Annotated in this window: 13 protein-coding genes and 1 pseudogene; 3 read left to right on the top strand and 11 right to left on the bottom strand. The window is 68.5% G+C overall.

All coding sequences use genetic code 11. The annotated features are described in order from the left end of the window. Positions 1 to 131 precede the first annotated feature (131 nt). Positions 132 to 1,178, bottom strand: a complete 1,047-nt coding sequence (locus IF64_RS0111860) for an aspartate-semialdehyde dehydrogenase (RefSeq protein ID WP_030532126.1) — start codon at positions 1,176 to 1,178, stop codon at positions 132 to 134. Further along, complete coding sequence (locus IF64_RS0111855) at positions 1,178 to 2,440, bottom strand: aspartate kinase (protein ID WP_030532125.1); 1,263 nt, start codon at positions 2,438 to 2,440, stop codon at positions 1,178 to 1,180. The genes IF64_RS0111860 and IF64_RS0111855 overlap by 1 nt, the downstream gene beginning before the upstream one ends. 171 nt (positions 2,441 to 2,611) lie before the next feature. On the opposite strand from IF64_RS0111855, the gene IF64_RS0111850 reads away from it, so the two are divergent. Next, positions 2,612 to 3,232 (top strand): nitroreductase family protein, encoded by a 621-nt coding sequence (locus tag IF64_RS0111850; RefSeq protein WP_030532124.1) that lies wholly within the window; start codon positions 2,612 to 2,614, stop codon positions 3,230 to 3,232. 46 nt (positions 3,233 to 3,278) lie between these two features. Here the strand turns inward: IF64_RS0111850 and IF64_RS28225 are convergent, their stop codons facing one another. Beyond that, the gene (locus IF64_RS28225) at positions 3,279 to 3,578 is read right to left on the bottom strand and encodes a hypothetical protein (RefSeq protein WP_425468482.1); all 300 of its coding nucleotides are present in this window, start codon (positions 3,576 to 3,578) and stop codon (positions 3,279 to 3,281) included. Positions 3,579 to 4,023: 445 nt separating this feature from the next. On the opposite strand from IF64_RS28225, the gene leuA reads away from it, so the two are divergent. Further along, on the top strand, positions 4,024 to 5,841 hold the full coding sequence (leuA, locus tag IF64_RS0111840) for a 2-isopropylmalate synthase (protein WP_030532122.1): 1,818 nt from the start codon (positions 4,024 to 4,026) through the stop codon (positions 5,839 to 5,841). On the opposite strand, the gene IF64_RS28320 is transcribed toward leuA, so the two are convergent. From IF64_RS28320 to IF64_RS0111825, 4 genes and pseudogenes are all read right to left on the bottom strand, one after another. Continuing rightward, entirely contained in the window at positions 5,822 to 6,391 is a 570-nt protein-coding gene (locus IF64_RS28320; protein ID WP_484266849.1) for a helix-turn-helix transcriptional regulator, read from the bottom strand. The genes leuA and IF64_RS28320 overlap by 20 nt on opposite strands. 316 nt (positions 6,392 to 6,707) lie before the next feature. After that, positions 6,708 to 6,821, bottom strand: a pseudogene (locus IF64_RS28315) (HTH domain-containing protein); the annotation flags it as partial. A 39-nt stretch (positions 6,822 to 6,860) separates the two neighbouring features. Continuing rightward, positions 6,861 to 7,775, bottom strand: coding sequence for an SDR family oxidoreductase (locus IF64_RS0111830; protein ID WP_030532121.1), 915 nt, complete (start codon positions 7,773 to 7,775; stop codon positions 6,861 to 6,863). Positions 7,776 to 7,944: 169 nt separating this feature from the next. Continuing rightward, positions 7,945 to 8,844, bottom strand: coding sequence for a LysR family transcriptional regulator (locus IF64_RS0111825; RefSeq protein ID WP_030532120.1), 900 nt, complete (start codon positions 8,842 to 8,844; stop codon positions 7,945 to 7,947). A gap of 92 nt (positions 8,845 to 8,936) precedes the next feature. Between IF64_RS0111825 and IF64_RS0111820 the strand changes: the two genes are divergently transcribed. Then, entirely contained in the window at positions 8,937 to 9,857 is a 921-nt protein-coding gene (locus IF64_RS0111820; RefSeq protein WP_030532119.1) for an EamA family transporter, read from the top strand. A 19-nt stretch (positions 9,858 to 9,876) separates the two neighbouring features. On the opposite strand, the gene IF64_RS0111815 is transcribed toward IF64_RS0111820, so the two are convergent. The 4 genes from IF64_RS0111815 to IF64_RS0111800 form a co-directional block, all read right to left on the bottom strand. Continuing rightward, positions 9,877 to 10,929 carry an ABC transporter ATP-binding protein gene (locus IF64_RS0111815; protein ID WP_051757816.1) on the bottom strand — a complete coding sequence of 351 codons (1,053 nt, stop codon included), beginning with the start codon at positions 10,927 to 10,929 and terminating at the stop codon, positions 9,877 to 9,879. Positions 10,930 to 11,003: 74 nt separating this feature from the next. After that, positions 11,004 to 12,002, bottom strand: coding sequence for an ABC transporter ATP-binding protein (locus IF64_RS0111810; RefSeq protein ID WP_030532117.1), 999 nt, complete (start codon positions 12,000 to 12,002; stop codon positions 11,004 to 11,006). A gap of 4 nt (positions 12,003 to 12,006) precedes the next feature. Continuing rightward, a complete protein-coding gene (locus IF64_RS0111805) occupies positions 12,007 to 12,927 on the bottom strand; it encodes an ABC transporter permease (RefSeq protein WP_030532116.1) in 921 nt (306 codons plus the stop codon). Continuing rightward, on the bottom strand, positions 12,924 to 13,928 hold the full coding sequence (locus IF64_RS0111800; protein WP_030532115.1) for an ABC transporter permease: 1,005 nt from the start codon (positions 13,926 to 13,928) through the stop codon (positions 12,924 to 12,926). Before IF64_RS0111800 ends, IF64_RS0111805 begins: the two co-directional genes overlap by 4 nt. Positions 13,929 to 13,957 lie beyond the last annotated feature (29 nt).

Below are 13,957 nucleotides of genomic sequence, written 5' to 3'. Positions count from 1 at the left end.
TAGCGTCTACAACTATCCGAGACACGGATCACCGCTCACGTCACATTCCCTTCCGGAAAGCGAAAAACCGCGGAGGGCCGGACCCTCCGCGGTTTTCGCGAATCAGATATGCGCGCCGAAAACGGACTTCCTCAGCCGCCGATCCGGTCGGCGACCAGCTCGGCGATCTGCACCGCGTTGAGCGCGGCGCCCTTGCGGAGGTTGTCGCCCGCGAGGAACAGCGCAAGGCCACGCCCGTCCGGAACGCCCGGATCGTTACGGATCCGGCCCACGAAGCTCGGGTCCTTACCGGCTGCCGCCAGCGGCGTCGGGACGTCGCTGAGCTGCACCCCTGGGGCGTCGGCCAGCAGCTCCCGCGCCCTGTCCGGCGAGAGGGCGGAGGCGAACTCCGCGTTCACCGAGATCGAGTGCCCCGTGAAGACGGGAACCCGCACGCACGTGCCGGACACCGCGAGCTCCGGAGTGTCGAGGATCTTGCGGCTCTCGTTGCGCAGCTTCTGTTCCTCGTCGGTCTCCTCGGTCCCGTCGTCCACAACGGACCCGGCCATCGCGAGGACGTTGAAGGCGATCGGCGCGACGTACTTGTTCGGCGCGGGGAAGTCCACGGCCGCACCGTCGTGCGTGAGCTCCTTGGCCCGCGCACCCGCCGCGTCGACCTGGCTCGCCAGCTCCTCGACGCCGGCGAGACCGCTGCCCGACACGGCCTGGTAGGTGCTGGCGATCAGGCGCGTCAGCCGCGCCTCGTCGTGCAGCGGCTTGAGCACCGGCATCGCGGCCATGGTCGTGCAGTTGGGGTTCGCGATGATGCCCTTGCGGGCACTGTCGATCGCGCCGGGGTTCACCTCGCTCACCACGAGCGGCACGTCCGGATCGAGACGCCACGCCGACGAGTTGTCGATCACCGTCACGCCGGCCTCGGCGAAGCGAGGTGCCTGCGCCTTCGACGTCGAACCACCGGCAGAGAACAACGCGATGTCCAACCCGGACGGATCGGCCGTCGCGGCATCCTCGACCTCGATCTCCTTGCCACCCCACGACAGCGTCGAACCCGCCGACCGCGCCGAGGCGAACAGCCGCAGCTGGGAGATCGGGAACTTCCGCTCCTCCAGCAACCGCAACATCACACCGCCGACCTGGCCGGTCGCACCGACCACGCCGACTCGCAGACCGTTCGGCATCAGCGACCACTCCCCGCGTACACGACGGCCTCTTCGTCGCCGCCGAGCTCGAACGCCTCGTGGATCGCACGCACGGCGTCGTCGACGTGTTCGTCGCGGATCAGCACCGAGATGCGGATCTCCGAGGTGTTGATGATCTCGATGTTCACCCCGGCCTCGGCCAGCGCCTCGCAGAACGAGGCCGTCACGCCCGGGTGCGAACGCATGCCGGCACCGACGAGCGAGACCTTGCCGACGTGGTCGTCGTAGAGCACCGCGGAGAAGCCGATGTCCTCCTTGAGCGCCTCGAGCTCGCTGACCGCGCTCGGCCCGTTGGCCTTCGACAGCGTGAACGTGATGTCCGTGCGGCCGTCCGTGTTGGACACGTTCTGCAGCACCATGTCGATGTCGATCTCGGCGTCCGCGACCGTGCGGAAGATGCGGCCCGCCGCGCCCGCATGGTCGGGGACCCCGGTGACCGTGATCTTCGCTTCGGAGCGGTCGTGCGCCACACCGGTGATCAACGCCTGTTCCACGGGGATCTCCTCAATCGAGCCGGTCACGGTCGTGCCCGGCTTGTCGCTGTAGGACGAGCGAACCCGGATCGGCACGCCGTATCGCCTGGCGTACTCGACCGAGCGCAAGTGCAGGATCTTCGAGCCGCTCGCCGCGAGCTCGAGCATCTCCTCGTACGGCACCGTGTCGAGCTTGCGCGCATCCGGCACGATCCGCGGGTCGGCGGTGTACACACCATCCACATCGGAATAGATCTCGCACGCGTCGGCTCCGAGCGCAGCGGCGAGCGCGACGGCCGTCGTGTCCGAGCCACCCCGGCCGAGCGTGGTGATGTCCTTGGTGTCCTGTGAAACACCCTGGAAGCCCGCGACCAGCGCGATGTAACCCTGGTCGAGAGCCTCGGTCACGCGCCCCGGCGTGACGTCGATGATGCGGGCGTTTCCGTGCACGGACGTCGTCACGACGCCCGCCTGCGAGCCGGTGAACGACCACGCCTCGGCGCCCTGCGCCGAGATCGCCATCGCGACAAGCGCGTTCGAGATCCGCTCACCCGCGGTCAGCAGCATGTCCATCTCGCGCTCCGGCGGGACGGGGTTCACCTGCTCCGCGAGGTCGAGCAGCTCGTCGGTCGTGTCCCCCATCGCGGAGCACACGACGACCACCTCGTTGCCTGCCTTCTTCGTGGCAACGATGCGCTCGGCGACACGCTTGATCCGGTCTGCGCTCTCCAGCGACGAACCGCCGTACTTCTGGACTACGAGCGCCACTTTGGCCGAACCTCCTCGAGGGAACGGCGCCCGCTTCGCAGCCTGGTCGCAAGGGGCGCACGCTCCGTATCGTCGCCGTTAAGGGTACCGGTCGTTCACCCGGATGCCATCCGGCTTTGTGACCCCCGGCACGCCGTCTAGCTGCTGGTTTCCTACCCGTAGAGTGGCGTAATGGGTGGCGAGCAAGCGGAAACGGGTGCCGGACTCCACGATCTGATCGCACGCAGGAGGAGTCCCCGAGCGCTCGATGCAATGAGCGAGGTCACACTCGACCAACTACGTCGGCTGCTCGAAGCGGCGCGCTGGGCGCCGTCGTTCGGCAACACGCAGCCCGCCAGGTTCCTCGTTGGCCTGCGCGGCGACGAGACCTACGACCTCATCCTGGCCGCGCTGACCGAGCGGAATCGCTCGTGGGCCCACCGCGCCGGTGCGCTGCTGGTCGGCCTGGCCGTACGGCGCAACGCCAAGGGCGAGGTGCCGTATGCCGAGTACGGAGCCGGGCTCGCGGCGGAGAACCTCGCGTTGCAGGCCGTCGCCGAAGGGCTGGTGGTGCACCAGATGGCCGGCTTCGACGCCGAGCAGGTGCGCCGGTCGTTCGCCGTGCCCGCGGACGTCGAACCGCTGGTCGCGATCGCCGTCGGCGTCCAGGCCGAGGCGGAGGTGCTGGGCGAGCAGCGCGACGTCGACCGCGAACGCGCGCCGAGGAGCCGGCTGCCCCTGTCCGATCTCGCCCACACCGGCACGTGGGGCAGACCGGTCTTCCCCGAGGAGCCCTTCCCCGAAGAGCACTGACGGTCCGTGCGCGCCGCCCGCCGGGCGATGCGGGCGGCGCGGGCGATCAGACCGAGCCGCCCCCGACCCGGCGGATCACCTTGGCCACGATCGAGGACACGACGAGCCAGAAGATCGCCGCGATGCCGTAGTTGATCAGCACGCTCAGCTTGGGGTCGGTGGGCTGGAACAGGTCGTGGAATCCCAGGGCGAGCCCCTCCGACCAGTCGGCGGCCCACGACACGATGCTGTTGTCCGGGTTGGCTTCGCCGATCACGAAGATGATGTGCCCGACGAGGATCAGCGCGAAGATCAGGCCGGCCCAGCGGACGATCCCGGCGAGCAGGCCCACGGCACGCTCGCGGATCGCCGACCAGTCGACCGAGGGCGACTTCTTCTCCGCGCGCCTCGAACCCTGTCCGGTGGTGTTCTCGCGCGGTTGCTGAGTGGCCTCGTTCGTCTCCGTGGGGACCGACGGCTGAGGCACCTGGGCGGCTTCGGAACCGACGCCGCCACCCGCGCTACCCTGCGCGTTCTTCTCCGTGTGCTCACCCATACCGGCAGTCTGACACGTCCCATGAGCATTTGCTACGTGCCAGTAACCTCCCGTTGACGCTCCCGCGTAACGTTTCGATGTCACCGACACCCTCGTCAACACTTGACGGCTTGGGTTAGCCTCGAGCCCGTGGCACGCGCACTCCTGCTTCGCTGCCGCGACGGGGCCTGATCGGACCGGCTCCCCGTCGCGGGGTTTCGTCGTGCCGGTCTGAGACCGAGGCCCTTTTCAGAAGCGAGCAGGAGCAGAAACCTTCATGAGCACGCCCGAGAGCGGAATCCCTCAGACCAATTCCTCCGCGTCTTCCGTGTCGTCCGCGAGCAACATCCGCACGCCCTCCCGGCCCGCGCCCGCCGACCAGAAGGTGTGGAACCCGCAGCGCGGCTCGTCGATGCCGTACCACCGCTACCAGCCGTGGCATCGCCTGGTCGAGGACATCCAGCTCCCCGACCGCACCTGGCCCGACAAGCGCATCGAGCGCGCGCCGCTGTGGTGCGCCGTGGACCTGCGCGACGGCAACCAGGCACTGATCGACCCGATGTCGCCGGCCCGCAAGCGCAAGTTCTTCGACATGCTCGTGCGGATGGGCTACAAGGAGATCGAGGTCGGTTTCCCCGCGGCCAGCCAGACCGACTTCGACTTCGTCCGCGAGATCATCACCGACGGCGCGATCCCCGACGACGTACGCATCCAGGTGCTGACCCAGTGCCGCCCCGAGCTGATCGAGCGCACCTTCCAGGCACTCGAGGGCGCACCGCGCGCGATCGTGCACATCTACAACTCGACGTCGATCCTGCAGCGGCGCGTGGTCTTCCGCGAGGAGCGTGAGGGCATCAAGAAGATCGCGCTGCAGGGCGCCGAGCTGGCTGCCGAGTACGCGGCCAAGTACTCCGACACCGACTTCCGCTTCCAGTACTCGCCCGAGTCCTACACCGGCACCGAACTGTCCTACGCCGCCGAGGTGTGCAACGCGGTGGCCGACATCTGGCAGCCGACTCCGGACCGGCCGGTGATCATGAACCTGCCCGCGACGGTCGAGATGGCGACACCGAACGTCTACGCCGACTCGATCGAGTGGATGGGGCGCAACCTCGAGGGCCGCGACTCGATCATCCTGTCGCTGCACCCGCACAACGACCGTGGCACCGGTATCGCCGCCGCCGAGCTCGGCTACCAGGCCGGTGCCGACCGCATCGAGGGCTGCCTGTTTGGCAACGGCGAGCGCACCGGCAACGTCGACCTCGTCGCACTGGGCATGAACCTGTTCAGCCAGGGCGTCGACCCGCAGATCGACTTCTCCGACATGGACGAGATCAAGCGGACGGTCGAGTACTGCAACCAGCTGCCCGTTCCCGAGCGCAGTCCATGGGGCGGCGACCTGGTGTTCACCGCGTTCTCCGGCAGCCACCAGGACGCGATCAACAAGGGCTTCGACGCGCTGCGGGCCGCCGCCGACAAGGCGGGCACACCGGTCGACGAGTTCCCGTGGGAGGTTCCGTACCTGCCGATCGACCCGAAGGACGTCGGCCGCACCTACGAGGCCGTCATCCGCGTGAACTCGCAGTCCGGCAAGGGCGGTATCGCCTACATCATGAAGAGCGAGCACCAGCTGGACCTGCCGCGCCGCCTGCAGATCGAGTTCTCCCAGGTCGTGCAGCACTACACCGACTCGGAGGGCGGCGAGGTCGACCCGGAGACGATGTGGACGGCGTTCTCGCGCGAGTACCTCGAGTCGACGTCTCCGCTGAAGCTGGAGAACGCGCACGCCTCCGCCACGGCCGACGGTTACGAGGTGACGGCGACCGTCCTCGTGGACGGCGACGAGCGGGAGATCAGCGGCCAGGGCAACGGCCCGATCGCGGCGTTCTTCGACGCGCTGGCGACCGTCGGCTACGACCTGCGTCTCATGGACTACAGCGAACACACCCTGTCGCCGGGTGACGACTCGCGTGCCGCCTCGTACATCGAGTGCGGCATCGGCGACAAGGTGTACTGGGGCGTGGGCATCGACCCGTCGATCGTCACGTCGTCCCTGCGCGCGGTGGTCTCGGCCATCAACCGCGCACACCGCTGAGCGTGTTCCGTTCGATCATCCGCGTCGCCAGGTCGACGTAGTGGTCGCGCACCTCGGCGGGTTCGACGATGTGCACCTCGGGTCCGAACGGCAGTAGTTGGCCGGCCGCGATCCGCGGTTCCTCGAGCGCGAGCGTGACGTCGGTCCAGCCGTCGGCGCCCTCGTCCGCGGTGGCGAGGGCGCCGGCGACGACCTCGGCGTCGAGGGCGCGCGGCAGGATGCGCATGCCGACGGGGCTCAGCCGCACCCGCACGTCGCAGCGCCGCACGGACCGTTCGAAGCGTGCCGACGATCGTTGCCACCAGCCTGCGAGGTCGAAGTCGGTGGGCCGGTCGAACGGTTCGCCGAGGTCGTCGACGTTGCCGATGCGGCCTGCGCGGTAGGTGCGGATGTCGTCGGTGCCGCTCACACGCGCGACGAGGTACCAGACGCCGGCTTTGAGTACGAGGCCGAGCGGTTCGACGGTGCGTGTCACGTTCGTGTCGCCGCGCCGGTAGTCGATGCGCATGCGCCGTTGGTGCCACACGGCGGCGGCCAGTTCGCCGAGCACGCCTTCGTTGTGGTCGCCTCCGTCGCCGCCGCTGAACCAGGTGGGTGCGTCGAGGTGGAAGCGTTGGGCGACGTGTTGGGCTTGGTCGCGTAGCGGGGGTGGGCAGGGTCGCGGTGACTTTGGCGTGGGCGGCGGCCACGGCGTTGCCGAGGCCGAGTTCGGTGAGTGCGCGGGGGACGCCCATGGCGAAGATGGCGACGGCTTCGCGGGTGGTGAGGCCGTCGAGTCGGCTCCGCCAGCCGTCGACGAGGCGGACGCCGCCGTGGCGGCCGGGTTCTGTCCACAGTGGTACGCCGACGTTCTGCAGTGCGGCGATGTCGCGGTGCATCGTGCGTTCGGAGACGTCGAGTGCCTCGGCGAGTTCGGCGATGGTCGCGGTTTGGCGGCGTTGCAGGGTGAACAGGAGCGCCACGAGGCGTTCGGCTCGCATGGGTTGCATTGTGCGCCGGTCGTTGCCGGTGCGCAGGGGTTACCGGTAGCCGGTGGCGTCGGCGGGTTTGCCGGGTTGTTCGACTTCGGCGATGTAGCGCCACGCGTCGGGCCGGCTGCCGTCGACGTCATCAATGTCGTAGATCTGGGCCAGGTGGCCGCTGGACAGGGTTTGCCCGGCGAAGCGGTGTTTGTCGGGGTCGGCAGCGAGAGCGGCGACGGTGCGGCCGGTGAAGGTGGGAGTTTCGGAGATGCAGAAGTGCGGCACAGTGGTGAGCGCGTCGCGCCAGTTGTCTTCGGTGACGCCGTAGTGGTCGAGCATGGCTTCGGAGCGGAGCCAGCCGGGTGTGACGGCGACGGCGGTGCTGCCGTACGGGGCCAGTTGGTGGGCTTGGCCGATGGCAAGCTGGTGTACGGCGGCTTTGGCGACGTAGAACCCGAGTGACGTGCCTTCGCGGTATGCCGCGTTGTGTTCGGCGGTGCCGTCGGTGACTTCGACGACGAGTCCGCCAGGCCGCCGGATCATCAGGCCGAGCAGATGATGGCTGGTGATCATGTGCGCGTCGATGCTCAGCCTGATCATGCGCAGCGCGTCGTCGAGTGGATGCTCCCACACCGGTGCGTCCCAGCCGATGTAGTTGTCGCCGCCCCAGAGTCCGTTGACCAGGATGTCGACCCGGCCGCGTTCGGCGTCGATCCGCGTGGCCAGTTCCCGCACCTGTTCCCGTTCGAGGTGGTCGACGCGAATGGCCGTCCCGTGCCCACCCGCCTCGCCGATGAGCTCCAGCGTGCCTTCGATCGTCTCCGGCCGATCCACTTCGGACCGCGTTTCGCCCGAGCTGCGCCCGGTCACGTACACGTATGCGCCGCGGCGGGCCAGTTCCACGGCGATGGCGCGGCTGGCCCCACGGGTCCCGCCTGCTACGACCGCCGTCCGTCCTGTCAGTGAGTCCATGGGGTCCAGGCTGGCGGTGAACCCTGTCAGGGTGCGGCATGGTTTCGTGGCCGGGTTCGGGGAAGGGTTCGTGCGTGCGGTTCGGTGCGGTTCACAACGCCGCCAAGTGCCAACACGACGACGCAAGATGCCAACACGGCGACGCGAGTTGCCGAAACGCCGCCGGGCGTCACCCCAGGGCGACCTCCCCGGCCTCGGCCCGCACGGCCTCCAGAACGGCACTGACAGCAGGCCGAACAGGCCCCCCGTGCCGGACAACGGCCTCGACGTTCCGAGCCACGCGGATGCCGGCCAGCGGCCGCCGAACGACCCGGGTGGTGTCCACCGCGTACCGGGGCAGCAACGCGATCCCGTGGCCCGCCGCGACGAGTGCCTCGGTGATGTGGAAGTCGTTGATCCGCTGCACCACCCGTGGCCGCACCCCGGTGCGAGTGGCCAGGGACAGCAGCACGTCGTCGACGGGGAATCCGACGTCGACGCTGATCCACCGCTCGTTCGCGAGGTCGGCGAGTTCGAGCCGCTCCTTTCCGCCCAGCGGATGCCCCTGTGGCAGAGCGACGTCGAGCGGTTCGCGCAACAACGGCACGACGCGCAGTCGCTCCGACTCGATCGGCGTGGCGTGTTCGTCCCGGTGCGTGACGACGATGTCGAAGTCGGCCAGCAGCCCCGGCACCTCGTCGGGCGTCATGTCGACATCGCGTACGTCGACGTCGAGTCCGGTGAACTCGGCGAACCGCGTGAGCAGACCGGGCAGCAACAGCACCGCGGCCGAAGGGAAGATCGCGAGCCGCACGCGTCCGCGCGGGGACTCGCGATATGCGTCGAGCTCGGCCTCCGCCCGTTCGACGGCGCCAAGCACCTCGTCGGCCCTGGCCACCAGGGCAGCACCCGCGTCGGTCAGGCGAAGCCCCCGGCCTGCGGGTTCGGTCAGCGCGACGCCGGTCTCGGCCTGCAGTGCCTTCAGCTGTTGGGACACGGCCGACGGTGTGCAGTGCAGCGCCTGCGCCGTCGCGACGACGCTCCCCCGGTCGGCGAATTCCCTCAGCGTGCGCAACTTCCCCAGATCCACTCCCACAGTCAACCAGACAGTGAAGGAGACTTGGAAGGACGGTGAAAATAATATCGCTGGAACTTCATAGTTAGGAGCCGCAAGCTGGTGGCATGAGCGTGCGCGATCGGCTGCTGGCCGCCCTCACCGCCGTCCTGTGGGGCTGCAACTTCCTGGCGATCGACGCGACCCTCCGACACTTCCCACCGCTGTTCGCGGGTGCGTTGCGGTTCGCCGTCCTCGTGCTGCCGGTCGTCGTGCTCGTGCCGTGGCCGAAGGTGAAGCTGCGCTGGTTCATCGGCTACGGGCTGGGTTTCGGCACGCTGCAGTTCGCGTTCCTGTTCATCGCCATGGTCGCGGGGATGCCGACCGGGCTCGCCTCCCTCGTGCTCCAGGCCTCGGCCCCGTTCACGGTGTTGCTGGGCTGGCTGCTGATCGGCGAGAAACTGTCGCGCTGGCAGGTGGCCGGGATCGGACTCGCGGTGGTGGGCATGTGCGCCATCGCCTGGCAGCGCGCCGAACACGCCACGCTGCTTCCCGTGCTCCTGACCGTGCTCGGCGCCCTGAGCTGGGCGGTGGGGAACCTGTGCCTGCGCAAGGCCGAACCGAGCAACCCGCTGCACCTGACACTGTGGATGTCGGTCGTGCCGCCGGTGCCGATGCTGGCGCTCTCGCTCGTGTTCGAGGGTCCCGCGGCGGGGTGGCAGAGCCTGGCCACGATCGACGACGCGACGGCGTGGCTCGCCGTGGCCGGACTGGCCTACACCGCGATCCTGGGTACGGCGGTCGGTGCGGGCATCTGGTCGACGCTCATGCGGCGGAACCCGGCGAGCACGGTCGCACCGTTCTCGCTGCTGGTTCCGGTCGTGGGACTCACGCTGGCGTTCGTCGTGCTCGACGAACGGCCGACGCCGATCGAGATCGCGGCCAGCGCCGTGGTGGTGGCAGGCGTGTTCCTCGGTTCGGCGGGCGCTCGCCTTGCCAGAAGACGCGCCCACGCCACCTCCGCCGACCACGACCCGGCGCTGACCTGACGCGCCCGGCCCACTCCGCCTACGGCAGCGGGGCCTCCTGGGTCTGGTCGACCACCTCGGGTTCGACCTCGTGCGGCGTGATCGTTCGGGCGAGGATGTCCTCGGCGTAGTGGCACGCCACGCGATGGCCGTCCCCGACGTCGCGCAGCTCCGGCCGATCGGTGTCGCACCGGGTCTCCTGCTTCCACGGACACCGCGTGTGGAATCGGCACCCCGTCGGCGGGTTCGCGGGCGAGGGCAGGTCGCCGGAGAGCAGGATCTGCTCGCGGGAGTCCTCGACCGCCGGGTCCGGCACGGGGATCGCCGACAACAGTGCCTTCGTGTAGGGGTGCAGCGGCTCGGCGTACAGCGCGTCCGACGTCGCCTCCTCCACGAGCGAGCCGAGGTACATCACGCCGATGCGGTCGGAGATGTGCCGTACGACGGCGAGGTCGTGGGCGATGACCAGGTACGTCAGCCCGAGGCGATCCTGCAGTTCCTCCAACAGGTTCAGCACCTGCGCCTGCACCGACACGTCCAGCGCCGACACCGGTTCGTCGGCGACGATCAGGTCCGGCTCGACCGCCAACGCACGGGCGATCCCGATGCGCTGACGCTGACCGCCGGAGAACTCGTGCGGATACTTGTGCAACGCGCTCTCGGGAAGTCCGACGGCGTCGAGCAGTTCGACGAGCCGGGCCCTGGTCGACTCCTTGCCCTTGTCGAGGCCGTGCGCTCGCATGCCCTCGACGAGGATCGACTCGACCGACTGCCGCGGGTCCAGACTGGACAGCGGATCCTGGAAGATCATCTGCATCCGCCGCCTGGCCTTGCGCAGCGTCTCGCCCTTGAGCGTCGAGACGTCGGTGTCGTCGAACACGACCCGCCCGCCCGTGGGTTCGACGAGCCGGAGCAACCCCCTTCCGAGGGTCGTCTTGCCGCAGCCGGATTCGCCGACCAGACCGTAGGTCTCGCCCCGCCGGACCGTCAGGTCCACCCCGTCGACCGCGTAGACGTGGCCGACCGTGCGCTCCAGCACGATCCCCCGCTTGATGGGAAAGTGCACCTCGAGCCCCTCGACGGTGACGAGCACCTCGCCGCTCTCGTGGCCGGTGCCCGCACCCTCGGTACTCGCAGCACCCTCGGTGTTCACAGCGCCCTCGGTGTTCACAGCGCTCCCTCCGTAACCGCGTCCTCGGCCGCCGCCACCGGGTTGTGACACCGCAGCATCCCGCCCCGGTCCTCGACGAGCTCGGGCGGATCGCTCCAGCACACGTCCGTCGCGTTCGGACAGCGCGGGGCGAACGCGCAGCCCTGACTCCACTCGATGTTGTCCGACACCGAACCCTTGATCGGCCGCAACGGCTCACCGCGCGGAGCGTCGAGCCGCGGGATCGACTCGAGCAGACCGTGGGTGTAGGGATGCCGCGACCGTGCGAACAGTCCGTGCCGCTCGGCCCGCTCCACGATCCGGCCGCCGTACATGACGTTGACCTCGTCGCACAGGCCGGCCACGACACCCAGGTCGTGGGTGATCATGATGAGCGCGGTGTCCGTTTCGGACACCAGCTCCGACAGCAGGGACAGGATCTGTGCCTGGATCGTCACGTCGAGCGCGGTCGTCGGCTCGTCGGCGATGAGCAGTTTCGGCTGACAGGCCAACGCGATCGCGATCAGCACTCGCTGCCGCATGCCACCGGAGAGCTGGTGCGGATACTCGCCGATCCGCCGCTGCGGGTCGGGCAGGCCGACGCGGCCGAGGAGTTCGACGGCCTCCGACCTGGCCTCCTTCCTCGACATGCCGCGGTGCCGTTCGAGCACCTCGGTGATCTGCAAGCCGATGGTGATCACCGGGTTCAACGACGACAGCGGGTCCTGGAACACCATGCCCAGATCGCGGCCCCTGCGATCCCTCAGCTGCTTGTCCGACAGCGTCAGCAGTTCGGTGTCGGAGAACGTCACCGAGCCGGTGACCTCGGCACCGCGTTTGGGCAGCAGGCCCATGATCGCCAGGGACGTCACCGACTTCCCGCTGCCCGACTCGCCGACCAGGCCCACGGTCTGCCCCGGTTCCACCGAGAAGCTGACGCCGTCGACCGCGGTGAACGGGCGGGTTCCCTTGCGTTTGAACACGACGCTCAGGTCGCGTACGTCGAGTAGTGCCATGCCCTTACCGCCTGTTCTTCGGGTCGAGCGATTCGCGCATCGACTCGCCGAGCAGTGTGAATCCGAGCGCCACGATGATGATCGCGATCGCGGGGTAGAACGCCAGCGACGGTTTGACGCTCAGCAGCTCCTGTGCCTTGCCGAGCATCAGTCCCCACTCCGCGCGCCGCCAGTCCGAATCGCCGAGCCCGAGGAACGACAGCGCGGCGGCGTCGATGATGGCCGTGGCGAGCGTCAACGTCGCCTGCACGATGACCGGTCCGATGGAGTTCGGCAGCATGTGCCGGAAGACGATCGTCCTGCGCTTGACGCCCAGTGCCGTCGCGGCCAGCACGTGATCGCTCGACCGTTGCGCCATCATCGCCCCGCGCAACAACCGTGCGAACACGGGAACACCGATCATCGCGACCGCGATGATCACCGTCCACTGGCTACCCGGCAGCAGCGCGGCGATCGAGATCGCGAGCAACAGCGACGGAATCGACAGCATGATGTCGGTGAGTCGCATGAGGACGGTGTCGACCCAGCCGCCGAACGCACCGGCAAGTCCGCCGATGACCATGCCGATCGCCACGCCGATCAGCGTCGCGAACACGCCCACGAACAGGGTCTGTTGCGCGCCGACGAGCAGCCGCGAGAAGAAGTCGTATCCGTTCTGGTCGCTGCCGAGGACGAACCCCGGCATCGGCCCGGGGATGTTCGACGGCGTCAGCTGGTTCTGCAGTTCCGGATACGGGACGTAGGGGTCCTTCGGTGCGATGAACGGCGCGATGATCGCGAGGATGACGAACAACGCGACGATGACGAGTCCGATGATCGCGACCGGGTTGCGGAACGTGCGCCGGAGCGCGTCCATCGCCAGGCTCGTGCCGCCCTCGGCGAGCGCATCGATCTTGTCGGCCTTACGCGTGGAAAGAATGCTCATCGCACACGCACCCTCGGGTCGATGATTGCGTACGAAATGTCGACCAGCAGGTTGACCAACACGAACACCGTCGCGAACAGCAGAATCAGGCCCTGCAGCCGTGGGTAGTCACGCTGCTGGATGGCCTGTTCGAGCAGGGTGCCGAGGCCGCCCCACGCGAACACCTTCTCCGTCAGCACCGCACCCGACATCAGCAGACCGGTCTGCAGGCCGATCGTCGTCGACACCGGCAGCAGTGCGTTCCGCAGCACGTGTCGCCTGCGGACGACGGGTGTGGTCAGTCCCTTCGAGTCGGCGGTGCGGACGAAGTCCTCACCCTGCACGTCCAGCACCGAAGCCCGCGTGATCCGCACGATGACGGCAAACGGGATGCTCGCCAGCGCGATCGACGGCAGGATCAGGTGCAGGATCGCGTCCCACGTCGCGTCGAACTCGCCGGTCAGCAGACCGTCCAATGTGGCAATTCCGGTGACCCGGGTGGCATCGATCAGCACGTCCTGCCTGCCGGACGGCGGAAGGAGCGCGATCTCCTGCGTGAACACGTACTTGAGCAGGAAGCCGAGGAAGAACACCGGCACCGCGACGCCGACCAGGGTCGTCACCACGGTCGCGTTGTCGAGGAACCGTCCGCGGAACCGAGCGGCCAGATAGCCCATCGGAATCCCGAACAGCACGGCGAGGAACATCGCCGCCACCGACAACTCGAGCGTCGCGGGGAAGGCCCGGGCGACCTCGGTCATCACCGGATCGCCGGTGATCAGCGAGGCGCCGAAGTCACCGGTCAGAACACGGCCGAGGAAGCGAAAGTACTGGATGACGATCGGATCGTCCAGTCCCAGCACGGCGTTCATCGCCGCGACCTTCTCGGGAGTCGCCTTGTCGCCGAGCAGCGCCGTCGCCGGGCCACCCGGCAGCAGGCGCAACCACGCGAAGACCAGAACGGACAGTACGAACAGCGTCGGAATCGCCTGCAGCAACCGACGCACAGTGAACCTGAGCATGTATTACGTGCCTTTTCCCATGAGACCGG

Origin of the sequence: Prauserella rugosa, assembly GCF_000719975.1 — a bacterium.
GTDB lineage: Bacteria > Actinomycetota > Actinomycetes > Mycobacteriales > Pseudonocardiaceae > Prauserella > Prauserella rugosa.
This window is presented reverse-complemented; position numbering and strand designations above follow the sequence as displayed.

What these genes read in the sequence shown, in the direction of transcription:
- IF64_RS0111860 (WP_030532126.1), bottom strand. Translation starts at nt 1,178, where the DNA reads ATGCCGAACGGTCTGCGAGTCGGCGTGGTCGGTGCGACCGGCCAGGTC.
- IF64_RS0111850 (WP_030532124.1), top strand. Translation starts at nt 2,612, where the DNA reads ATGGGTGGCGAGCAAGCGGAAACGGGTGCCGGACTCCACGATCTGATC.
- leuA (WP_030532122.1), top strand. Translation starts at nt 4,024, where the DNA reads ATGAGCACGCCCGAGAGCGGAATCCCTCAGACCAATTCCTCCGCGTCT.
- IF64_RS0111830 (WP_030532121.1), bottom strand. Translation starts at nt 7,775, where the DNA reads ATGGACTCACTGACAGGACGGACGGCGGTCGTAGCAGGCGGGACCCGT.
- IF64_RS0111820 (WP_030532119.1), top strand. Translation starts at nt 8,937, where the DNA reads ATGAGCGTGCGCGATCGGCTGCTGGCCGCCCTCACCGCCGTCCTGTGG.
- IF64_RS0111810 (WP_030532117.1), bottom strand. Translation starts at nt 12,002, where the DNA reads ATGGCACTACTCGACGTACGCGACCTGAGCGTCGTGTTCAAACGCAAG.
- IF64_RS0111805 (WP_030532116.1), bottom strand. Translation starts at nt 12,927, where the DNA reads ATGAGCATTCTTTCCACGCGTAAGGCCGACAAGATCGATGCGCTCGCC.
- IF64_RS0111800 (WP_030532115.1), bottom strand. Translation starts at nt 13,928, where the DNA reads ATGCTCAGGTTCACTGTGCGTCGGTTGCTGCAGGCGATTCCGACGCTG.